The following is a 20,980-nucleotide window of genomic DNA, read 5'->3' as shown; positions in this document are numbered from 1 at the left end:
ACGGCCTCAGGCCGGGCCGGCCGTGCGCCGCCCGGCCCAGTCGCCGTCCGGGACGAGGGCGCCGCCGGTCAGGAGCCCGCGCGCGACCTCCGCCCCGGCCACGTAGACCCAGGCGGGCAGCGGCGAGCCGCCGCCCGGGCGGACGACCTCGCGCACGACCCGCTCGTACAGGTTGCGCAGGTCGCCGGGCGCGCGGTACTCCTCCAGCCGGTCCAGCTCGGCGAGCAGCCGGGCGTACTCCCCCGGGCGGGCCGTGACCACCTCCCCCGCGACCCGGCCCGCACCCGAGGGGTCGTCGACCGCGTACGGGTAGCCGGGGCCGCCGTAGAGCAACGCCCCCGGCAGCAGGGCGGGTTCCTCCGCGACCGTGCGGCCGGCCAGGAAGAGCGCGTGGTTGGGGCCGCCCGGCCGCAGGGTGCCGTAGACGAAGAAGGGGAGCGGTCCGGTCACGGCGCCGCCGTCTCCGCCCGCGCCCACGCCGTGTACGCGGCCGAGGCGCGCACCACGGGGAAGGCGATGATCTCCGGGGTGTCGTAGTCGTGCGCGGCGGTGAGATGGGCCTCCAGGGCGGGGTAGCAGTCAGGGGTGGTCTTGAAGAGGACCTGCCACTCCTGGCTGCTCTCGATCGCGTTCTGCCAGCGGTAGACGGAGACGACCGGCGCGGAGACCTGGGCGCAGGCGGCGAGCCGGGCCTCGACGGCGCCCCGGGCGAGAAGTTCCGCCTTCGCGGCGCTGTCGGTCGTGGTCATGACGGCCAGCAGGGGCGGCGCGGCCTGCGGTTCCTCCACGGTGCGGTCTCCTCAGCCAGGGGGTCCGGGTGGACGCGGGCGCGCGGGCCCGCGTCGGGTCCACCGTACGCACCGGGGCCCGGGGAGGTCACCCCGTGTAGGGCCGCACCGCCTTGGCGTCCCGGAGCGCGACGGCCCACCAGGCCAGTTGGTCGAGCATCGCCTTGGCCGCCGCATCGGGCCCGGCCGGGTCGCGGTGGTTGCCGGCGTCGTCGAAGAGGGCCCCCGCGTGGTGGAAGGAGACCGTGTCCCGGACGGTGACGGCGTGCATCTCGGCGAAGACCTGGCGCAGTTGCTCGACGGCCCGCAGCCCTCCGGACATGCCCCCGTAGGAGACGAAGGCGACGGGCTTGGCCTGCCACTCGCCGTAGTGCCAGTCGACGAGCGACTTGAGGACGGCGGGGAAGGAGTGGTTGTACTCGGGGGTGATGACGACGAAGGCGTCCGCCGCGTCCAGTTCGGGTGTGACGGCGGCGAGCCGGGCGGCTTCGGTGGGCGACGGGGTGGCCGTCAGGGCGGCCGGCGGCGGGGTCTCGCCGAGGTCGACGTAGGAGACGGCGAAGTCCTCGCGGCCGGCGGCACGGGAGAGGAACCATTCGGCGACGACCGGGCCGAAGCGTCCCTCGCGGTTGCTGCCGAGGATCACGGCGAGGCGCAGCGGGGCGCGGTCGGTCCCGGTGGTGGCCGGAGTGAGCGTGGTCGGTGCGGTGGTGCCGGGCGTGTCGGTGTCCATGCGCAGCAGGATTCAACCTCAATCTTACTTGAGGTCAAGCTCCGGGGGCGCCCGGCCGCCGCGTGACCCACCGTGAGGGGGTCGTCACCGGACCGTCACCCGTTCGCCACGCCGGCCACCGCGCCCGGGAAACCGCACGGACACCGCTCCGACCTGCGGGAATCCACCGTGTCCAGTGCGACACGCACACCACGGCCGATTGATCTGATACCTCATCAGCAGGCAGCGGCCGTGCCGGGCCACTTTTCTCGGAGGAGACGCAGCCCGCATCCCGCGCTCCACGGAGGATCACATGCGCACCACCGTCCGCCTGCTGACCGGCGCCGCGCTGGTCGTCGCCTCGACGGCTCTGGGCGCCCAGGCGACCCACGCCGGGGACTTCGGCTCGCTGGAGATCTACCCGAGGACCGTCGCCCCCGGCGACACCGTCACCGTGAGCACCGAGGCGTGCGGCAAGAACGGCCGCGGGGTCGGCGACGCCGGTTCGCTGGGCGCGGGCGAGTTCAAGCTGTGGCCGGGCACGCACAAGGAGCTCGTGGTGGGCGAGTTCACCGTGCCGCACGACACGCGCTCCGGGACCTACGGGATCGGCGTGCTGTGCAAGAACGGCAAGGAGGCCACGGGCGACGTGACCGTGCGCCACCACAAGCCGGACACCCCGAGCGGCCACGTCAAGACCGGTGTCGGCGGCAGCGTCGGCCCGGACACCACCCAGATCGCGGCGGGCGTGGCGGTACTGGCCGCGGCCGCCGTCGGCGGGGGCCTGTTCCTGCGTCGCCGGGCGAGCGGCACGCAGGGCGGCTGACGGGGGCGGCCCCGGCCGCGCCCGTACCGCCTGAGCCCCCGCTCCCGCCAGGTCCCGAGCCGGCGGGGGCGGGGTGCCGTCCGTCCGCAGAAGGCCCCCTCGCGCAAGGACCGTTCGCACGAAGGACCGTTCGCACCAAGGACCGTTCGCACGAGGACCCTTCGCGCACGAACCGTTCGCACCTAGGACCTTTCGCACCACCGGAGTTGTCGATGACCGCCAAGGTGAAGGGCTGGGCCCTGGTCCTCGCCGTCTGCGCCGGCCTCTGGCTGGTCCACAACGGCGTCCAGGACGTCACCCCGCCGATGCCGACGGCCGCCGAGGCGTTCGCCGCCGGGCCCAACCAGCACACCGACGCCGCCGCCGACCCGCTGCCCGCCTCACCGCCGGTGCGCCTGCGCATCCCCGAGATCGACGTGGACGCCCCGGTGAGGGGGCTCGGCCTGAACGGCGACGGAAGCCTGGAGGTCCCGCCGGCCGGGGACCGGAACCTGGCGGGCTGGTTCCGCGACGGGACGACGCCCGGCGCCAAGGGCACGGCGATCGTGGCCGGCCATGTCGACAACGCGCAGGGCCCGTCCGTCTTCTACAGCCTGGGCGCCCTGAAGAAGGGCAACCGCGTCGAGATCGCGCGCGAGGACGGCCGTACCGCGGTGTTCACCATCGACGCGATCGAGGTCTACGAGGCGGACGCCTTCCCCGACGAGAAGGTCTACGGACCCAGCGACCGCGCCGAGTTGCGGGTGATCACCTGCGGTGGCGGCTTCTCGGAGAAGACCGGCTACCAGGGCAACGTGGTGGCGTACGGACATCTGATCGGCGTCCGCCCGGCGTGACCGGGCCCCGGCCCGCCGGGGGCCGGACTCACGCGTTCCACTGGTCGAAGCCGAGCTTGGCCACCAGCGAGAAGACCACCACCAGCAGCACCCCCCGGACGAACCCGCTGCCCTTGCGCAGGGCCATCCGTGCGCCGAACATGCCGCCCGCCAGGTTGAACACGGCCATCAGCGCGGCGAGCTGCCACAGGACCGTGCCCTGGTACGCGAACATCGCCAGCGCCCCGGCGTTGGTGCAGACGTTGACGATCTTGGCGGTCGCGGAGGCGGTGACCAGGTCCAGATGGAGGACCGCGGTCAGCGCGAGGACCAGGAAGGTGCCCGTGCCGGGGCCGAACAGGCCGTCGTAGAAGCCGATCCCGCCGCCGACCAGCACGATCGCCGCGACGGTCCGCGCCCGGGTGACCTTGCGCCGGTCCTCCGGGGCCGCGGTGCCGAACGTGGGCCGCAGCATCACGAAGGCGGCCACGCCCAGCAGGACCACCATGATCACCGGACGCAGCACCTCGCTGCTGATCCCCGCCGCGAAGAAGGCGCCGCCCATCGAGCCCGCGAGGGCGGCGAGGCCGATCCGTACCGCCGTGCCCACCTGGACCGGCGCCTTGCGCACATAGGTGACCGCCGCGCCGGTGGTGCCGACGATGGCCACCGCCTTGTTGGTGCCGAGGACGTGCGCGGCGCCCGTCTGCGGGAGTCCGAGCAGCAGCGCGGGGAGCAGCAGCAGCCCGCCGCCGCCCACGACCGCGTCGATCCAGCCGGCCAGCGCGGCCGCGATGCACAGGAGGACCAGGGTGGTCAGCGATATGTCGGGCACTCGCAGAACCCTACGAACGGGATAGGTGGCCCGTCCAACGATCTCCGAAGAGTTGAGCGCGTTCTGAGCTTCGCCGCACCGTGGTGCCGGCCCGCACGGCCCGATGGGTTCGCCCCGCGGCCCGCCCCGACCGACCGGCGCGCGAAAACAGTAGCCATGTACATAGTAGCCATGTACTGTTTCTTCAGTGAGTTCAGCAGAAGCGAGGAACGACCCCGAGGACGGTCTCCCGGGGCCCACGGCCGGCTTCCTGGTCTGGCGCCTGTCCACGAAGTGGCGGGTGGCCGTGGACCGGGCGGTCGCCCCACTGGGCCTGACGCACGCCCAGTACGCGCTGATGGCGTCGCTGTACGGCATGGCGCGCTCCGGGTTGCGGCCCAGTCAGCGCCGCCTCGCCGACCACACCGGCCTGGAGGCGCTGTACGTCTCCAAGCTCGCCCGCGCCCTGGAGGCCGCCGGGCTCGTCGCGCGCACCCGTGACCCCGACGACCCGCGCGCCATGCGGCTCTCCCTCACCGGTCAGGGGGAGGACACGACCCGGCGCGCGATCACGCTGGTCCAGGGTCTGCTGGACCAGCTCGTGGAGCCGCTGGGGGGACAGGACGGCCCACGCGCGCGGCAGTTCACCCGTGAGCTGGCGGCCCTGCTCGACGCACCTCTCGATCCGTTCGCCGTGAACGACAAGGAGCAGTCATGACCAGTACCCCTGCCGCGCCCGCCCCCGGTTCCGCCCCCGGCCCCGTCGGCTCCGCCCCGGTCAGCGCCCCGGTGAACGGCCGGGTCGTCGCCCTGGCGCACTACGCCTCGCGCGCCCTCCTGGAGCGGACGCTCGCCCGCCACGGCGCCACCTTCCACCAGAGCGTGACCCTCCGGGCCGTGGCGGTCGCGGGCGGGAGCGTCGGCCGCGACCGGCTCGTGGGCGAGGTCGACGGCTCGCTGAAGGCCGGCGAGCCGGTCGTCCGCGAGGTGATCGAGGAGCTGACGGCCGCGGGGCTGCTGGAGGCCGGTCACGCGGGCCGGGTCCGGCTCACCGACGCCGGGCGGGCCCGGTACGAGACCACCGCCGCCGAGTCCGCCGCGATCGCCGCCCGCCTCTACGCGGACATCCCGGCGGGGGACCTGGCCGTGGCGGGCCGCGTCCTGGCGCTGGTCACGGAGCGCGCCGACGCCGAACTGGGCGCCGCCTGAACCCCGGTGCGGGTACGGGCTGCCCGCACCCGCACCGGAGACGCACCGGAGCCGCGCTCAGCGGTGGTGGAAACGCACTTCCGGGTGGCGGGGGCCGGGCCCGTCGAGCAGCGGGCGCGGCACGCCACGCAGTTGCCGGTCGAGGAACGCGCCGACGTAGGCGCGGGTGACCGCGACCGCCCGGCCCGGTTCGATCTCCCCGGCGGGCAGGCCGAAGCGGCTCTGGAGCAACGGCCCGTCGGAGAAGCTGAAGTGGTCCGATCCGGCCACCGTCAGCCAGCGCTTCCAGCCGTCCAGTTGCCCCCAGGCCGTGTCCCAGGTCGAGTCGGTCCCGCCCGGGCGGTGCACCTCGTCGTCGGTGCCGAGCAGCAGGAACGGCCGCCCGTCCAGCGCGGCGGGGGACGCGTCCCAGAACGCGCCGTCCATGTTGACGCCCGCGTCGATCCGCCGGTCGCGGGCCATGGCGGTGGCGGCCGCGGCCCCGCCGATGGAGTGCCCGGCCATGCCGATCCGGGACCGGTCGATCGAGGAGGCGCCCGCCCAGGCGGGCCGCGTGCCGGTCAGCCGGTCCAGCAGGAACCGCATGTCCGCCGCCCGGGTGTCCGTCACGACGCTCGCGGGCACCCCGTCCTCGTCGAGGGCCTCACAGGCCACGCAGGTGAGGACCCGCCCGTCCGGCACGACCGTCCCCGACGACTCGTACGCGTGGTCGACGGACGCGACCACGTAGCCGCGCGAGGCGAGGTCCTCCGCGAGGGTCGTCAGGGTGAAGCGCGGCACCCCGAAGCCCGGCGACAGCAGCACTGAGGCCTGTCTGACACATAGCGTCGTTCGCCCGGAGGGCGGGGCTGCGGTGTCCGGTGCGTGCGATCGCAAGGCGGAGGGTGGGGGCACCTCCCGCGCCGCCAGGCGCAGGGGGAGAGAGCGCAGCGGGCTGCGCCGACGACCGACAACGCGGCATGGGGGCACCGCCCGGCGAAGCCAGGGGGAGTGCGTGCAGGGCGCCGCAGCCCAGACGGGATGTGTCAGACAGGCCTCAGCGGGTGCCGTCCCGGGGCGGGCCGCGCCCCGGCCGTGGCATGGGTGCGGGTGCGCGCCACCTCGCGGACAGCGGCCGGGTCCGTCACCCCGACGCCCTCCAGCAGCAGCCGGGCCTCCGTCGCGGCGGCGTACCGGACCGGACGCGGATGCCCGGGGCCGTGGCCGTGGCGGGCGGCCGGGTAGGTCAGGGTGACCATCAGTTCCCGCCCGTCGGCCCCGGGCACCCAGGGGTCGGTCCGGGACCGGTCGACGAGGTGGAGTTCGGCCCGCCCCAGGCGGTGGGCGCCGGTGGGGGCGGGCAGCGCGAGCCGGTCGGCGGGCGCGGTCACGGTGGCGGCGGGTGGCCGCTCGGTGGTGGAGGCGGCGGCGGAGCCCGCCGGTAGGACGACGGCGGCGAGGGACAGGATCGTGGCGGCCGCGGCCGCCCGGGTCGGTCGGATCATGCCCGGACGCTACGGGCGAAGGCGCCGGCCGCGCGTCGCCCCCGGGACGTACTCCGCGACGGCCGCCTACGACCCGGGGCGGAGACCGGAACACGCCACCACCCCGGGGAACCGGCGCCTCCGCTCCTGATGGCGCCCGGGAACAAGGCGGGCGCGCCGGTCGGCGCCCGTACACCCGCGCCGCGCTCACACCGTGCGCGGCCCGCCGCTGAGGTCTAGGTTCCCCACGGGAAACAACGGGGATCCGGCCGGGAAACACCGGCGACGCACGCTGTCCGCATGACTTCGGAGATCGTGGTGATCGGCGCCGGCCCGGCGGGGGCCCGGCTCGCGCGCCGGCTCGGTGACGCCGCCCGCGTCACCGTCGTCGGCGAGGAGAGCCACGCCCCGTACAACCGCGTGCTCCTCGCCGAGGTACTGGCGGGGCGCTACGGGCCCGAGGTGATCGCGCTGCCCGGGGTGCCGGTGCGGCGGGGCGTACGGGCGCTCGCCGTCGACCGGGACCGGCGCCTGGTGCACTGCTCGGACGGGGCCGCCCTCCGCTACGACCGGCTGGTCCTCGCCACGGGCTCCAACCCGGTGCTGCCGCCGCTGCGCGGCCTCGGCCCCGGCCTGCCGGACGGCGTCCACCCGTTCCGCACCCTGGACGACTGCGCCGCCCTGGCCGCCGCCACCGCCGTGCCCGGCACCCGGGCGGTGGTGGTCGGCGGCGGGCTCCTCGGCGTCTCGGCGGCGCGGGCCCTGGCGTCCCGGGGCGCGAAGGTGGTCCTGGCCCAGCAGGGCGAGCACCTGATGGAGCGCCAGCTCGACCCGGTGGCCTCGGCGTTGCTGCGGGTCCATCTGGAGGGCCTCGGCGTGGAGGTGCACACCGAGTGCCGGGCGCGCGGGCTGCGCACGGGCGGGGACGGGGCCGTCCGGGCCGTGGTCCTCGCGGACGGCTTCCCGCTGGACGCGGAGGTCGTGGTGCTGGCGTGCGGTGTGCGGCCCCGGGTGGGCCTGGCGGTCGACGCGGGGCTGGACGTCCGGCGCGGGATCGTCGTCGACGACGAGCTGCGCACCTCGGACCCGCGCATCCACGCGATCGGGGACTGCGCGGAGCACGACGGCGTGGTCCACGGCCTCGCGGGCCCGGCCCTCGACCAGGCGGACGCCCTGGCGGGGGTGCTGCTCGCCGAGGTGGACGGCGGGACGGCCCCACCGCCCCGCTACACCGGCACCCGGGCCCTGACCAGACTCACCCTGGCGGGCGCCGTCCCGGCCCCTGGACCGGCCGCCGGTCCCGTCCCGGGACGGGCCCCCGCGCCCTCCGCCGGGCCGGCCGCCGGCTCGGCCCCCGAAGCGACCCCGGTACCGGCCGCCGCCGGACTGCCGCCGGGAACGGCCGGGGAACCGGCCCGTGCAGCCGCCGGACCGGTTCCGGGAACGGCCGGCCCGGCCCCGGGACCGCCCGCCGGACGGGCCGGGGCACCCGCCCCGGACCTCGCCACCGCACCGGCCCCCGGGCCGGTCACCCCGCAACCCGCACTCGACATCGCCGCGTTCGGGGACCCGGTCCCCCGTCCCGGGGACGACGTCGTGCAACTCGCCGACGCCACCCGCGGCGCGTACCGGAAGGTCGTCGTCCGGGAAGACCGGCTGGTCGGGGGCGTGCTCCTCGGCGACCTCGGCGCGGTCGGCGACCTCGCCCGGGCGTGGGAGGGCGACGAGGCCCTGCCCGCGTCCGTGCCCCTGCTCCACCTGCTCACCGATGATGGAGGCCCCTGACATGGCTGCGACCCCCGCGACGTCCGTTTCCGCGACGCCCGCCCCCGCCCCCGGCCGGGCGCCGGACGCCCGCCCCGCCGCGGGTCCGGACGGCGACGCCGCAGGCCCCGTCATCGTGGTCGTCGGCCACGGCATGGTGGGCCAGCGCTTCCTGGAGGCCCTGGCCGACCGCGGCATCACCGGGCGGGCCGCGCGGATCGTCGTGTTCGGCGAGGAGCCCCGGGCCGCCTACGACCGGGTGCGGCTGACCTCGTACTTCTCCGGCAGCACCCCCGAGGACCTGTCCGTCGTCGAGGACGGCTTCCTGGAGCGGCACGGCATCGAACTGCGCCTGGACGACCCGGTGGAGTCCCTGGACACGGCCGCCCGCACGGTCACCGCCCGTTCCGGCGCCAGCCTCCGCTACGACACCCTGGTGCTGGCCACCGGCTCGTACCCCTTCGTCCCGCCGGTGCCCGGCAAGGACGCAGAGGGCTGCTTCGTCTACCGCACCATCGAGGACCTGCTCGCGATCGAGGCGTACGCGAAGACCGCCCGCACCGGCGCGGTCGTCGGCGGCGGCCTGCTCGGGCTGGAAGCGGCGGGGGCGCTCAAGGGGCTCGGGCTGGAGACCCACATCGTGGAGTTCGCGCCCCGGCTGATGCCCGTACAGGTGGACGAGGGCGGCGGCGCCGCGCTGCTGCGCACCATCGAGGGGATGGGCCTCGCCGTCCACACCGGCGTCGGTACCCAGGAGATCACCACCGGCGCGGACGGCGCCGTGGACGGCATGAAACTCTCCGACGGGTCGGCCCTCGCCACCGACCTGGTGGTCTTCTCGGCCGGTGTCCGGCCCCGCGACCAGCTGGCCCGGGACGCGGGCCTCGCGGTCGGCGAGCGCGGCGGCATCGTCGTCGACGAGCGGTGCCGCACCTCCGACCCGGCCGTCTTCGCGATCGGCGAGTGCGCCCTCGCGGCGGACGGCCGGGTGTACGGACTGGTGGCGCCGGGCTACGAGATGGCCGAGACGGCCGCCGCCGCGCTCGCGGGCGAGGTCTCCTCGTTCACCGGCTCCGACCTCTCCACCAAGCTGAAGCTCCTCGGCGTGGACGTGGCCTCCTTCGGCGACGCGCACGGCACCGCCGAGGGCTGCCTCGACGTGGTGTACTCCGACTCCCGGGCCGGCCTCTACAAGAAGCTGGTCGTCGCCCCGGACGGCACGCTCCTCGGCGGGGTCCTCGTCGGCGACGCCGAGAGCTACGGCACCCTGCGCGCCTTCACCGGCTCCAAGCCGCCCGTCTCCCCCGAGCAACTGGTCCTCCCGGCGGGCGCGGGCGCGCCCACGGCGATCGGCCCGGCCGCCCTGCCGGACGAGGCGGTCGTCTGCTCCTGCCACAACGTCACCAAGGGCACCATCCGCGGGGCCGTGACCGAGCACCGCTGCACCACCGTGCCCGAGGTGAAGAAGTGCACCAAGGCCGGTACCGGCTGCGGCAGTTGCGTCAAGGTCCTCGGGCAGCTGGTCGACGCGGAGCTGGAGGCGTCCGGCGTCGAGGTCGACAAGGGCCTGTGCGGCTGCTTCGCGCAGACCCGGCAGGAGCTCTACGAGATCGTGCGCGCCCTGCGCGTCACCTCCTACCAGCGGCTGCTGGACGAGTACGGGCGCGAGGAGGCCCGGGGCGGGATGGGCTGCGAGGTGTGCCGGCCGACCGTGGGGTCGATCATCGCCTCGCTCGCCCCGACGATCGGCGCCAGCGGCTACGTCCTGGAGGGCGAACAGGCCGCGCTCCAGGACACCAATGACCACTTTCTCGCCAACCTCCAGCGCAACGGCTCCTACTCGATCGTCCCCCGCATCCCGGGCGGCGAGATCACGCCCGAGAAACTGATCGTGATCGGCGAGGTGGCCCGGGACTTCGGCCTCTACACCAAGATCACCGGAGGCCAGCGGATCGACCTGTTCGGGGCGCGCGTGGACCAGCTCCCGCGGATCTGGGGCCGGCTGGTGGACGCGGGCTTCGAGTCGGGCCACGCCTACGGCAAGGCGCTGCGCACGGTGAAGTCCTGTGTGGGGCAGACCTGGTGCCGCTACGGGGTGCAGGACTCGGTGCGCATGGCGATCGACCTGGAGCTGCGCTACCGGGGGCTGCGCTCCCCGCACAAGCTGAAGTCCGCCGTCTCGGGCTGCCAGCGGGAGTGCGCGGAGGCCCGGTCCAAGGACTTCGGCGTGATCGCCACGGCGGGCGGCTGGAACCTGTACGTCGGCGGCAACGGCGGCGCCACCCCGCGCCACGCGGACCTCCTCGCCCAGGACCTGTCGGACGCGGAACTGGTCCGGCTGATCGACCGGTTCCTGATGTTCTACATCCGCACCGCGGACCGGCTGGAGCGGACCTCGGCCTGGCTGGAGCGCGTCGACGGCGGGCTGGACCACGTCCGGGACGTGGTCGTGCACGACTCGCTGGGTATCTGCGCGGAGCTGGAGGCCCTGATGGCCGACCATGTGGCCGGCTACCGCGACGAGTGGGCCGAGACGCTGAACGACCCCGAGCGGCTGCTGCGCTTCGTGTCCTTCGTCAACGCGCCCGATGTGCCCGACCCGACGGTGCGGTTCGTGCCCGAACGGGACCAGGTCAAGCCCGACCTGCCGCTGCTCTCCCTCCGTCCGCCCGCCCCTTCGTCCGGCCGCCCGCTGGACGACGCCCTGGAAGGTTCCGCCGCCCGATGACGACCTCTCCCGCCCTTCCCGCCCCGGCCCCCGCTCCCACCGCTGCCGAGGGACCCGAGCTGCGGCTGCTGCTGGACGGCGACTGGCTGCCCGTGTGCGCCCGGGCCCGGCTCGCCGCCGGGCGCGGCGCCGCCGCCCTGCTGCCGGACGGCCGTCAGGTGGCGCTCTTCCTGGACCGGGACGGCCTGCCGTACGCGATCGACAACCGGGACCCGTTCACCGGGGCGCAGGTGCTGTCGCGCGGTCTGGTCGGCTCGGCGGCCGGCCGCCCCTTCGTCGCCTCACCGCTGCTGAAGCAGCGCTTCGACCTGGCGACCGGACGCTGCCTGGACGACGAGGCGGTGGCGGTGACGGCGTACCGGGTGCGGCTGGACTGACCCGCCGCGGCGGCCGGACCGCCGGGCCGCCCGGCCCGCCCCGGTCCGGGGCGGGCGCGGCAGGGGGTGCGGCCTCCGGGCGGGCTCGACGGGACGGTGCGGCAGCCGGTCGGGCGCGACAGGACGGTTGCGGCCTCCGGGGGCCCGACGGGAGGTGCGGCCTCCGGCCGTCACTCGCCGCCTTCGGCCATCGCCTGCTGCATCGCCTCGACGTCCATCCACACGACCTCCCAGTTGTGGTGGTCCACGTCCTGGAAGGCGCGGCCGTACATGAAGCCGAAGTCCTGGGTCTCGCCCGAGGGCGAGCCGCCGGCGGCCAGGGCGCCGTCGACCAGGGTGTCCACTGCCTCGCGGCTCTCCGCGCTGAGCGCGAGGATGACCTCGGTGGAGGTGGTGGCGTCGACGATGTCCTTCTTGGTGAAGTCCTTGAAGCGGGCCTCGGTCAGCAGCATCGCGTAGACGGTGTCGCCGAAGACGAGACAGGCCGCGTTCTCGTCGGTGAACTGCGGGTTGAAGGAGTATCCGAGCTTGGTCCAGAAGGACTTGCTGGCCTCCAGGTCCTTGACCGGCAGGTTCACGAAGATGCTCTGGGACATGATGGGCTCTCTCTCGTCGTGCGCTCCGCGGTGCGGTGCGTTCGAAGGGATAGACGGGCGGGCCGCCGACAACTCATCGGCGCCGGGCGGGGAAATTTCGCCGCACCCGGATCTCGCCTCACCGTCACCCTCCGTTGAGGACGGCGCAACTCAGCGCGCCTAGGGTTCCCCGACGCCCGACCCCGCGGCGCCGCCCGGCGCGTGGGGTAGTCGTCCCCACCCTGGAGTGACAAGTGGAACGTCGCAGTCTTCTGCGCGGAGCGGTCGTCGGCACCTCGGCCGCGGCCTTCGGTTTCACCCTGTGGCAGGGGGCCGCCTCGGCGGCCCCGGCCCAGCCCGGCCCGGGCCCGTACGGGGCGCTGGGCCCCGCCGACCCGAACGGCGTACAGCTCCCGTCCGGTTTCACCAGCCGGGTCGTGGCCCGGTCCGGCCAGAAAGTCGGATCGACGTCCTACACCTGGCACCCGGCGCCGGACGGCGGCGCCTGCTACGCGGACGGCACCGGCTGGATCTACGTCTCCAACTCGGAGGTCAACCCCTCGGGCGGCGCGGGCGCCATCCGCTTCAACGCCTCCGGCGCGATCACCGGCGCGTACCGCATCCTGTCCGGCACCCGGCAGAACTGCGCGGGCGGCAGGACGCCGTGGAACACCTGGCTCTCCTGCGAGGAGGTGAGCAGGGGCTTCGTCTACGAGGCCGACCCGTACGGGGTGAACGCGGCGGTGCAGCGCCCCGCGATGGGCCGCTTCAAGCACGAGGCGGCGGCGGCCGACCCGGTGCGCCGGGCGGTGTACCTGACCGAGGACGAGTCCGACGGCTGCCTCTACCGCTTCCTGCCGGACACCTGGGGCGACCTGTCCTCGGGCCGCCTCCAGGTGCTGCGGGCCGGCTCGGCCACCTCGGGCACGTACACCTGGGCGGACGTACCCGACCCGGACGGCTCCCCCACGGTGACCCGCAACCAGGTCTCCGGCGCCAAGCGCTTCAACGGCGGCGAGGGCTGCCACTACGCCAACGACACCGTCTGGTTCACCACCAAGGGCGACAACCGGCTCTGGCAGCTGAACCTGACCTCGGGCACCTACGAACTGGCCTACGACGACTCGCTGGTGACGGGCGGAAACGCCCCGCTGACCGGGGTCGACAACGTGACGGGGGCCGCCTCCGGGGACCTGTACATCGCCGAGGACGGCGGGAACATGGAGATCTGCCTGATCACCCCGGGCGGGGTGGTCGCGCCCTTCCTCCGGGTGACCGGCCAGTCCTCCTCGGAGATCTGCGGCCCGGCCTTCTCCCCCGACGGCCGCCGGCTGTACTTCTCCAGCCAGCGCGGTACGACGGGCAGTTCCTCGGGCGGGATCACCTACGAGGTGACGGGCCCGTTCCGGGCGTAGCTCCGGGGCTCCGGTGAGGCGCCGCCGCGCAGCAGGGCGGCGCCCAGCGGGGTGAGCGTGTGCAGGACCGCGTTGCCGTGGCGGAGCGTGACGACGAGCCCGGCCTCGCGCAGGACCGCGGCGTGCTGGCTCGCGGAGGCGAGGGACACCCCCGCCCTGCGGGCCAGTTCGCTGGTGGTGCAGCCGTGCCGGATGGCCTGGAGGACGGCGGAGCGGGTGTGACCGACGAGCCGGCCGAGGGAGGGGCCGACGGCGTCGTCGGCGAAGGCGGACTCGGAGCCGTGCTGCACGGGGTAGACGAGGACCGGCGGCAGGGCCGGGTCGCGCAGCACCACGGGGGCGCCCCGGCAGAAGAACGAGGGCTGGAGGAGCAGCCCCCGGCCGCCCAGGTGGAGTTCGCGGTCGACGGGGTAGTCCGCCTCCAGCACGGGGGCGCGCCAGCGCAGCACCGGGGGCAGGGAGTCGAGGAGTTCGGCCGCGCCGCCGTCGAGCAGCGCCCGCCCGCGTACGGCCCGGTCCGCCTCGACGCGGGCCCGGACGTGGGGCCAGTACGGTTCGAGGGCGGCGCGGAAGTAGGCGCGCAGGGTGTCCACGAGGCCGCCGACGGCGTCGGAGCGGCCGTCCGCCAGAGCGAGGAAACGATTCGGCAAAGTGCGGCGCGGGGAGCGCTGCGCGGCCGCGAGGGCCAGTTCGGTGCGCAGCCGGGCCGCCGGGGTCTCCCGGAGCGCCTCCAGGCCCGTCTCAAGGCCGTAACGGGCCTCGGCGGGCGTGAGAAAGTCCGGGAAATACCCCCTGGGGGGAACGAGTTGCCCCAGCAGTCGTGCTTCACCTTTCAACCGGGCACGGGCCTCGGATCGCCATTCGCCGAAGTGGAGAACGCCCCTGCGGTCCCGCAATCGATGAAAACTCAGAATCGATTCCCAGAGCGGGTCGGGACCGGCGGCCATCCTTACCCGCGCCAGGTCATCCGCGTGGAAATGAATACGAAGCACCGAACCCCCACCTGTTGCACCCGCAATCGCCCCCCATCGAAGAGTATGCATGCAATCACAGGTTGTTACCACGGTGTTTCGGCCACAGTTGAAACGCCTCGCGGGACCACCACGACAACCGAAAGGCTGTACGACGTCGGGCACGAAACCTACTTCACCGATGTGACGCAGCAAGGACCGTGGGGGGCCTGTGCGTCCGGCGGCGGTGACGGAGGTTGCGGCTCCGTGTCCGGCACGGGTAATGGAGCGCGGTCGGCGGGTGGGGATCCGCCGGCCGCGCTCCGCCACTTCTCCCGACCGGTCGGTATTGAATGACCGTCAATTCGATTCCCCCTGGACGTCCGGAATTCAACTGAACGCCGGGTCAGCATGCATGCCCCGCCGCAGCGCAGACACGGGCCGGGCCGCCGCCGAGAGGCCCACCGCCCTTGGGGCGCCGCGAAGGGCACGCCCGCCCACGGGGCACCGCGGAGGAAGCGCCCGCCCCTGGGGGCTTCCGGGGTGCGCCTGCCCCGGGGGCCGCGGACGCACACGGGGCGGCACCGGCGCCGGGCGTTCCCGCCCACCCGCCCCCGGCCGCGCCGGACGCGGGTGAACGGCGCCGTGCGACCCGCGGGCCCCCAACGCGCGCCGAAGGCGCGGGCAGGCCCCGCCCCGGGGCCCGTTGCCCGTCTCCCGCCGGCCGAGCCACGCGGGCGCTCATGCGGGCCGCCCCGGGCACAGGGCCCGAACCCGGCGAGCCGGGGCCCGTCCCCGCCCGACGTCGGGCCGACCGGTGACGCCCCCGGGCCCGGACAGGCGGTGCCGCTCCCCGGCACACCGAAGGGGCCGCCCTCCTCACCGCCGCCGAACTCAGCGGTCCCGACGCTCCTCGCGCACACCGAAGGAACCGTCCCCCTCACCGCCGCCGAACTCAGCGGTCCCGAGGCTCCCGGCGCACGCGGAAGGGGCGGGCATCCTCGTCGATGCCCGCCCCTTCCGGGTGTGATGGCCCCACGACGCCGTCGCCGCGCCCCGGTGAGGGTCGGCGGGCCCGTCGGAACGGACCCGCCCCGGGTCCGGCGTGGTCACGGGGCCTGCCGGGTCCGGCGCGCCGACCCGCGCCGGACCGGCGGTCCGCCGCCGTACGGGGCGCATGCCCCGTACGGCCCCCGCGTCAGCGCGAGTCGCTGCCCGCGGACTCCGCCGCCGCGCGCCCCGCCTCCAGGCGGGCCACCGGGATGCGGAACGGGGAGCAGGAGACGTAGTCCAGGCCCACCTCGTGGAAGAAGTGCACCGACTCCGGGTCGCCGCCGTGCTCGCCGCAGACGCCCAGCTTCAGGTCCGGACGCGCCTGCCGGCCCGCCGCCACCGCGTCGCGCACCAGCGCGCCCACGCCGTCCTTGTCGATCGTCTCGAACGGGCTGACACCGAAGATGCCCTTCTCCAGGTACGCCGTGAAGAAGCTCGCCTCCACGTCGTCCCGGGAGAAGCCCCACACCGTCTGGGTCAGGTCGTTGGTGCCGAAGGAGAAGAACTCGGCCGCCTCCGCGATCTGCGCGGCCGTCAGCGCGGCCCGCGGCAGTTCGATCATCGTGCCCAGGGCCAGCTTCAGTTCGACGCCGGTCCGCTGCTGCACCTCCGCGATGACCTGCTCCGCCTCCTCGCGGACGATCTCCAGCTCCTGGACGGTGCCCACCAGCGGAATCATGATCTCCGCACGCGGGTCGCCCTTCGCCTCGATGCGCTGCGCCGCGGCCTCCGCGATGGCCCGTACCTGCATGGTGAACAGGCCGGGGATGACCAGCCCGAGGCGCACACCGCGCAGACCCAGCATCGGGTTCTGCTCGTGCAGCCGGTGCACCGCCTGGAGCAGGCGCAGGTCGTTCTCGTTGTGGTCCTTGCGGGCTTCCGCGAGGGCGACCCGCACCGACAGCTCGGTGATGTCGGGCAGGAACTCGTGCAGCGGCGGGTCGAGCAGACGCACCGTCACCGGCAGCCCGTCCATCGCCTCGAAGAGCTCCACGAAGTCCGTGCGCTGGAGCGGCAGCAGGGTGGCGAGGGCCTCCTCGCGCTCCTCGTCCGTGTCGGCGAGGATCAGCTTCTCGACCATCTCGCGGCGCTCGCCGAGGAACATGTGCTCCGTGCGGCACAGACCGATGCCCTGCGCGCCGAAACGGCGGGCGCGCAGCGCGTCCTCGGCGTTGTCCGCGTTGGCCCGTACGCGCAGCCGGCGTACCCGGTCCGCGTAGGCCATGATCCGGTGGACCGCCTGGACCAGCTCGTCGGCGTCGTCGGCGCCCGCGTGCATCCGGCCCTCGAAGTACTCCACGACCGGGGAGGGCACGACCGGCACCTCGCCGAGGTAGACCTTGCCGGAGGAGCCGTCGATGGACACGACGTCGCCCTCCTCGACCACCGTGTCGCCGACCGTCATGCGCCGCCGCTTGGTGTCGACCTCCAGCTCCTCCGCGCCGCAGACACAGGTCTTGCCCATGCCGCGCGCCACGACGGCCGCGTGCGAGGTCTTGCCGCCGCGCGAGGTCAGGATGCCCTCGGCGGCGATCATGCCGTCCAGGTCGTCCGGGTTGGTCTCCCGGCGGATCAGGATGACCTTCTCGCCGGAACGCGACCACTTGACGGCCGTGTAGGAGTCGAAGACCGCCTTGCCGACCGCCGCACCAGGGGAGGCGGCGATACCGCGGCCCAGCCGTTCGGCGTTCGCGTTCTCGTCGAAGCGCGGGAACATCAGCTGCGCGAGCTGCGCGCCGTTGACCCGCTGAAGGGCCTCGGCCTCGTCGATCAGCCCCTGGTCCACGAGCTGCGTGGCGATCCGGAACGCGGCGCCCGCGGTCCGCTTGCCGACGCGGGTCTGGAGCATCCACAACTGGCCGCGCTCGATGGTGAACTCGATGTCGCAGAGATCCTTGTAGTGGTTCTCCAGGGTCTCCATGATCTGCATGAGCTGGTCGTACGACTTCTTGTCGATCGACTCCAGGTCCGCCAGCGGCACCGTGTTGCGGATACCGGCGACGACGTCCTCGCCCTGCGCGTTCTGGAGGTAGTCGCCGTAGACGCCCTGCTGCCCGGAGGCGGGGTCACGGGTGAAGGCGACACCGGTGCCGGAGTCCGGGCCGAGGTTGCCGAAGACCATGGAGCAGACGTTGACCGCGGTGCCGAGGTCGCCGGGGATGCGCTCCTGGCGGCGGTAGAGCTTGGCGCGGTCGGTGTTCCAGGAGTCGAAGACCGCGTGGATGGCGAGGTCCATCTGCTCGCGCGGGTCCTGCGGGAAGTCGCGCCCGGCCTCGGACTTGACGATCTTCTTGAAGTGCTTGACCAGCTTCTTCAGGTCGGCCGCGTCGAGGTCGGTGTCGACGGTGACCTTCTTGGCGGCCTTGGCCTCGTCGAGCGCCTCCTCGAAGAGCTCGCCGTCCACGCCGAGTACGGTCTTGCCGAACATCTGGATGAGGCGCCGGTAGGAGTCCCACGCGAAGCGCTCGTCGCCCGCCTGCGCGGCGAGGCCGCCGACCGACTCGTCCGAGAGGCCGATGTTGAGGACCGTGTCCATCATGCCGGGCATCGAGAACTTGGCGCCGGAGCGGACGGAGACGAGCAGCGGGTCGTCGGCCTGGCCGAGCTTCTTGCCCATGGCCCGCTCCAGGGCGTCGAGGTGCGCACTCACCTCGTCGCGGAGGGCCGGGGGCTCGTCGCCGCTCTCCAGGTAGACCTTGCAGGCCTCGGTGGTGATCGTGAACCCGGGCGGGACCGGCAGACCGAGGTTGGTCATCTCGGCGAGGTTGGCGCCCTTGCCGCCGAGCAGGTCCTTCAGGTCCTTGTTGCCCTCGGTGAAGTCGTAGACGAACTTGTGATCTTTGTTTTCCGACACGGGTCTCGACTCCTCGAGGACTCGGTGGCTGCCCTGACGGCGAGGAACATACCCAGATCGAAGGCTCCTGGGTACGTCCACTTGCGCGTCATACGGCCTTAACCACTCGTCCGCCAGCAGATCGAAAGTGATCACAGGGGGTGGACACGCCGCGATCCGCGTTCAACACCTGAACGGAGGAGCGCCCTCCGTGATCGTTGATCGATCATCGGTCACTGGTCGTGAGGTTTCGGTCCAGGAAGCGAAGGTGAACAGGGTGGCACTGAGTGCCACCCTTTGAGAGTCGCAACCAACACGCAAATGCTCATCTGAGCGCGACCCCTATCAAGGGTGGCGAGGATCACGCCGCCCGGAGCCACCGGATTCCATCATCCGGACCCCTCCGCCCGGCCCGGCGACGGTCCCTCGACGGCCTTCTGACGGCCACTTGACGGCTGCTTGACGACCCTGCCGCAGACACGTCGCGGGCCCGCCGAGGGCCCGCCCAGGGCCCGCCGCAGACACTCCGACGGGCTTCCGAGGCCCCTCAGCCGCCCGAAGTGTCCAGTTCCGCGTCCTCGCCGACCCCCGCACAGTCGAACGGGTCCCTCAGCCAGCCGTCCGGCAGCACGACCCGGTTGTTGCCGGAGGTCCGGCCGCGCGGCCCGTCCGCACCCGCCGGCCACGGCTGGTCCAGGTCCAGCTCGCTCAACTGAGCGCCCAGCTCCGCCAGGGACGAGGTGACCGCCAGCCGCCCCCGCATCTCCGAACCGACCGCGAAGCCCTTGAGGTACCAGGCGACGTGCTTACGGAAGTCGATGACCCCGCGCGCCTCGTCGCCGATCCACTCGCCGAGCAGCGTGGCGTGCCGGAGCATCACGTCCGCGACCTCCCGCAGGGACGGCCGGCGGAAGTCCGCACGCCCCTCGAAGGCCGCCACCAGGTCCGCGAAGAGCCACGGCCGGCCCAGGCAGCCGCGGCCGACGACCACGCCGTCACAGCCGGTCTCCCGCACCATCCGCAGCGCGTCCCCGGCCGACCAGATGTCGCCGTTGCCGAGCACCGGGATCTCCGGGACGTGCTCCTTCAGCCGGGCGATGGCCTCCCAGTCGGCCGTGCCGCCGTAGTGCTGGGCGGCGGTGCGGCCGTGCAGGGCGATCGCCGTGACGCCCTCGTCGACCGCGATCCGGCCCGCGTCGAGGTAGGTGATGTGGTCGTCGTCGATGCCCTTGCGCATCTTCATGGTGACCGGCAGGTCCCCCGCGTTCCCCACCGCCTCGCGCAGGATCGCCCGCAGCAGGTTCCGCTTGTACGGGAGGGCCGAACCGCCGCCCTTGCGGGTGACCTTGGGGACGGGACAGCCGAAGTTCAGGTCGATGTGGTCGGCCAGCCCCTCGTCCACGATCATCCGGACGGCCTTGCCGACCGTGACCGGGTCCACCCCGTACAGCTGGATCGAGCGCGGGGTCTCGGTCTCGTCGAAGTGGATGAGCTGCATCGTCTTCTCGTTGCGCTCGACCAGCGCCTGCGTGGTGATCATCTCGCTCACGAACAGCCCCTTGCCGCCGCTGAACTCGCGGCACAGGGTGCGGAAGGGCGCGTTGGTGATACCGGCCATGGGCGCGAGCACCACGGGCGGCTGCACGGTGTGCGGGCCGATGGCGAGGCTGGAGGTGGCGGGAGCGAGCGTGGTCATCCGCCCATTGTCCCGCATCACGGGTACCACCCCGGGGCGGTTGGCCGACGTGCGCTCGCTCACACCGGGGGACGCCGCTCCGGGGCGGGGCAGGGGGGCGGGGGCGGGCCCGCCCGCACGGGGCGCGCGAAGAGGGCCCTGTCCCCGGGCGCTTCGGGCGGCGGCTGCGCACGCCTGGCGCGCGTCCGCCCCGGACTGGGCGCGGAGAGCGGACCTGCGCGAGGCGGAAGCGCCTCGGGTCGTCGGCCGGCGGGACGCCCGTGGCCTGGCCCCGCCCGGGTCACGGGCGCACACATATCCGGCCCGAGCGCCGAACCGGCGCAGGCGCGCGCCCGGCCAGGGCCGGTGGGGCGAGGCGGGCTCGGGCGCTTCGGGGGACGCGGGCGGTCAGGGGCCGGCCCGACCGGGGACGGGGCGCGCGAAGAGGGCCCGCCCCGGGGCACTTCGGGCGGCGGCTGCGCACGCCCGGCGTGCCGCCCCGGACTCGGCGGCGCGCGCCCACATGACGCGGGCCCGGACCGCGAGGAGCGGTCCGGGCCTGCGAGAGGCACTGCGCGGGCGGTGCGGGCGTCAGGAGGACGCGCCCTCCTGGCCCGTCCCGGCCTGCGACGGCGCGGCCGCGCCGTCCGCGGCGTCCGCCGCGTCCGGCGACGCCTCCGCGCCGCTCTGCGCGCGCTCACGCATCCGGCGCAGCAGTTCCTGCTTCTGGTCGGCGGCCGCCTTGCGGTCGGCGGTGCCCTGCGGGCCGCCGCCCTGCTGGTCGGCACGGGACAGCTTCCTGCGCTGCCCGCCGACACCGAGGAGGTTGTTGCGGCTCTTGGCCATGGGGTTCTCCCGTCGGGGTGAGAAGTGACTGCGGAATTCGTCGGGCGGGGCGGCCGGGCCGCCGCGCTCTCACTCGTAGATCTGGAAGAACGAGGACATGGGGCCGACCGTAGCGCGGGCGGGGCGCACCGGGCACC

The 20,980-nt window shown here is 74.1% G+C and carries 19 protein-coding genes; 8 read left to right on the top strand and 11 right to left on the bottom strand.

Features of this window, described 5'->3' with window-relative positions:
- Positions 1-6: 6 nt before the first annotated feature.
- The 3 genes from C593_RS0107830 to C593_RS0107820 all read right to left on the bottom strand — a co-directional run bounded on the left by C593_RS0107830 (position 7) and on the right by C593_RS0107820 (position 1,521).
- Positions 7-450, bottom strand: a complete 444-nt coding sequence (locus C593_RS0107830; protein ID WP_026277466.1) for a gamma-glutamylcyclotransferase family protein — start codon at positions 448-450, stop codon at positions 7-9.
- Positions 447-749 (bottom strand): divalent-cation tolerance protein CutA, encoded by a 303-nt coding sequence (gene cutA, locus C593_RS0107825; RefSeq protein WP_037745105.1) that lies wholly within the window; start codon positions 747-749, stop codon positions 447-449. Before cutA ends, C593_RS0107830 begins: the two co-directional genes overlap by 4 nt.
- Positions 750-876: 127 nt before the next feature.
- Positions 877-1,521: an NAD(P)H-dependent oxidoreductase gene (locus tag C593_RS0107820; protein WP_018846741.1), complete on the bottom strand. Its 645-nt coding sequence runs from the start codon at positions 1,519-1,521 to the stop codon at positions 877-879.
- A gap of 292 nt (positions 1,522-1,813) precedes the next feature.
- Between C593_RS0107820 and C593_RS0107815 the strand changes: the two genes are divergently transcribed.
- Together C593_RS0107815 and C593_RS0107810 are read left to right on the top strand one after the other, a co-directional pair.
- Positions 1,814-2,326, top strand: a complete 513-nt coding sequence (locus C593_RS0107815; protein WP_018846740.1) for a hypothetical protein — start codon at positions 1,814-1,816, stop codon at positions 2,324-2,326.
- 212 nt (positions 2,327-2,538) lie between these two features.
- A complete protein-coding gene (locus tag C593_RS0107810) occupies positions 2,539-3,162 on the top strand; it encodes a class F sortase (protein WP_018846739.1) in 624 nt (207 codons plus the stop codon).
- 28 nt (positions 3,163-3,190) lie between these two features.
- On the opposite strand, the gene C593_RS0107805 is transcribed toward C593_RS0107810, so the two are convergent.
- The gene (locus C593_RS0107805; RefSeq protein WP_018846738.1) at positions 3,191-3,976 is read right to left on the bottom strand and encodes a TSUP family transporter; all 786 of its coding nucleotides are present in this window, start codon (positions 3,974-3,976) and stop codon (positions 3,191-3,193) included.
- Between the two features lie 187 nt (positions 3,977-4,163).
- On the opposite strand from C593_RS0107805, the gene C593_RS0107800 reads away from it, so the two are divergent.
- The gene (locus tag C593_RS0107800) at positions 4,164-4,673 is read left to right on the top strand and encodes a MarR family transcriptional regulator (protein ID WP_051093630.1); all 510 of its coding nucleotides are present in this window, start codon (positions 4,164-4,166) and stop codon (positions 4,671-4,673) included.
- Entirely contained in the window at positions 4,670-5,164 is a 495-nt protein-coding gene (locus tag C593_RS0107795; RefSeq protein WP_018846736.1) for a winged helix DNA-binding protein, read from the top strand. Before C593_RS0107800 ends, C593_RS0107795 begins: the two co-directional genes overlap by 4 nt.
- A 57-nt stretch (positions 5,165-5,221) precedes the next feature.
- Here the strand turns inward: C593_RS0107795 and C593_RS29065 are convergent, their stop codons facing one another.
- Together C593_RS29065 and C593_RS33285 are read right to left on the bottom strand one after the other, a co-directional pair.
- Positions 5,222-5,968, bottom strand: coding sequence for an alpha/beta hydrolase (locus C593_RS29065; RefSeq protein ID WP_051093629.1), 747 nt, complete (start codon positions 5,966-5,968; stop codon positions 5,222-5,224).
- 221 nt (positions 5,969-6,189) lie between these two features.
- On the bottom strand, positions 6,190-6,648 hold the full coding sequence (locus C593_RS33285; protein WP_037744943.1) for a hypothetical protein: 459 nt from the start codon (positions 6,646-6,648) through the stop codon (positions 6,190-6,192).
- 279 nt (positions 6,649-6,927) lie between these two features.
- Here C593_RS33285 and C593_RS0107780 point away from each other — a divergent pair, with 279 nt between their 5' ends.
- From C593_RS0107780 to nirD, 3 genes are all read left to right on the top strand, one after another.
- The gene (locus C593_RS0107780; protein WP_018846735.1) at positions 6,928-8,412 is read left to right on the top strand and encodes an FAD-dependent oxidoreductase; all 1,485 of its coding nucleotides are present in this window, start codon (positions 6,928-6,930) and stop codon (positions 8,410-8,412) included.
- Positions 8,413-8,545: 133 nt separating this feature from the next.
- On the top strand, positions 8,546-11,119 hold the full coding sequence (gene nirB, locus C593_RS0107775; RefSeq protein ID WP_486591088.1) for a nitrite reductase large subunit NirB: 2,574 nt from the start codon (positions 8,546-8,548) through the stop codon (positions 11,117-11,119).
- Entirely contained in the window at positions 11,116-11,496 is a 381-nt protein-coding gene (gene nirD / locus C593_RS0107770) for a nitrite reductase small subunit NirD (protein WP_018846733.1), read from the top strand. Before nirB ends, nirD begins: the two co-directional genes overlap by 4 nt.
- 170 nt (positions 11,497-11,666) lie before the next feature.
- Here nirD and C593_RS0107765 read toward each other — a convergent pair whose 3' ends face one another.
- The gene (locus C593_RS0107765; RefSeq protein ID WP_018846732.1) at positions 11,667-12,092 is read right to left on the bottom strand and encodes a VOC family protein; all 426 of its coding nucleotides are present in this window, start codon (positions 12,090-12,092) and stop codon (positions 11,667-11,669) included.
- Between the two features lie 233 nt (positions 12,093-12,325).
- Between C593_RS0107765 and C593_RS0107760 the strand changes: the two genes are divergently transcribed.
- Positions 12,326-13,486 (top strand): alkaline phosphatase PhoX, encoded by a 1,161-nt coding sequence (locus C593_RS0107760; RefSeq protein WP_018846731.1) that lies wholly within the window; start codon positions 12,326-12,328, stop codon positions 13,484-13,486.
- Here C593_RS0107760 and C593_RS0107755 read toward each other — a convergent pair.
- The 4 genes from C593_RS0107755 to C593_RS0107740 form a co-directional block, all read right to left on the bottom strand.
- Complete coding sequence (locus C593_RS0107755; protein WP_026277463.1) at positions 13,456-14,478, bottom strand: winged helix-turn-helix domain-containing protein; 1,023 nt, start codon at positions 14,476-14,478, stop codon at positions 13,456-13,458. The two genes, C593_RS0107760 and C593_RS0107755, sit on opposite strands and share 31 nt — an antisense overlap.
- 1,156 nt (positions 14,479-15,634) lie before the next feature.
- A complete protein-coding gene (gene ppdK / locus C593_RS0107750) occupies positions 15,635-18,343 on the bottom strand; it encodes a pyruvate, phosphate dikinase (protein ID WP_018846729.1) in 2,709 nt (902 codons plus the stop codon).
- A gap of 526 nt (positions 18,344-18,869) precedes the next feature.
- Positions 18,870-20,018, bottom strand: coding sequence for a tRNA dihydrouridine synthase DusB (dusB, locus tag C593_RS0107745; RefSeq protein ID WP_018846728.1), 1,149 nt, complete (start codon positions 20,016-20,018; stop codon positions 18,870-18,872).
- A gap of 570 nt (positions 20,019-20,588) precedes the next feature.
- On the bottom strand, positions 20,589-20,843 hold the full coding sequence (locus tag C593_RS0107740; protein WP_018846727.1) for a DUF6243 family protein: 255 nt from the start codon (positions 20,841-20,843) through the stop codon (positions 20,589-20,591).
- Positions 20,844-20,980: the final 137 nt, after the last annotated feature.

It is taken from the genome of Streptomyces sp. CNT372 (assembly GCF_000377145.1).
Note: the sequence above shows the minus strand (reverse complement) of the source record. Positions and strands in the feature narration are given on the sequence as shown.

Excerpts from the sequence above, each read along its gene's own strand:
- C593_RS0107795 (WP_018846736.1), top strand. The coding sequence starts at position 4,670 with ATGACCAGTACCCCTGCCGCGCCCGCCCCCGGTTCCGCCCCCGGCCCC.
- nirB (WP_486591088.1), top strand. The coding sequence starts at position 8,546 with ATGGTGGGCCAGCGCTTCCTGGAGGCCCTGGCCGACCGCGGCATCACC.
- cutA (WP_037745105.1), bottom strand. The coding sequence starts at position 749 with ATGACCACGACCGACAGCGCCGCGAAGGCGGAACTTCTCGCCCGGGGC.
- C593_RS0107780 (WP_018846735.1), top strand. The coding sequence starts at position 6,928 with ATGACTTCGGAGATCGTGGTGATCGGCGCCGGCCCGGCGGGGGCCCGG.
- C593_RS0107765 (WP_018846732.1), bottom strand. The coding sequence starts at position 12,092 with ATGTCCCAGAGCATCTTCGTGAACCTGCCGGTCAAGGACCTGGAGGCC.
- dusB (WP_018846728.1), bottom strand. The coding sequence starts at position 20,018 with ATGACCACGCTCGCTCCCGCCACCTCCAGCCTCGCCATCGGCCCGCAC.
- C593_RS33285 (WP_037744943.1), bottom strand. The coding sequence starts at position 6,648 with ATGATCCGACCGACCCGGGCGGCCGCGGCCGCCACGATCCTGTCCCTC.
- C593_RS0107820 (WP_018846741.1), bottom strand. The coding sequence starts at position 1,521 with ATGGACACCGACACGCCCGGCACCACCGCACCGACCACGCTCACTCCG.
- C593_RS0107740 (WP_018846727.1), bottom strand. The coding sequence starts at position 20,843 with ATGGCCAAGAGCCGCAACAACCTCCTCGGTGTCGGCGGGCAGCGCAGG.
- nirD (WP_018846733.1), top strand. The coding sequence starts at position 11,116 with ATGACGACCTCTCCCGCCCTTCCCGCCCCGGCCCCCGCTCCCACCGCT.
- C593_RS0107810 (WP_018846739.1), top strand. The coding sequence starts at position 2,539 with ATGACCGCCAAGGTGAAGGGCTGGGCCCTGGTCCTCGCCGTCTGCGCC.
- C593_RS0107815 (WP_018846740.1), top strand. The coding sequence starts at position 1,814 with ATGCGCACCACCGTCCGCCTGCTGACCGGCGCCGCGCTGGTCGTCGCC.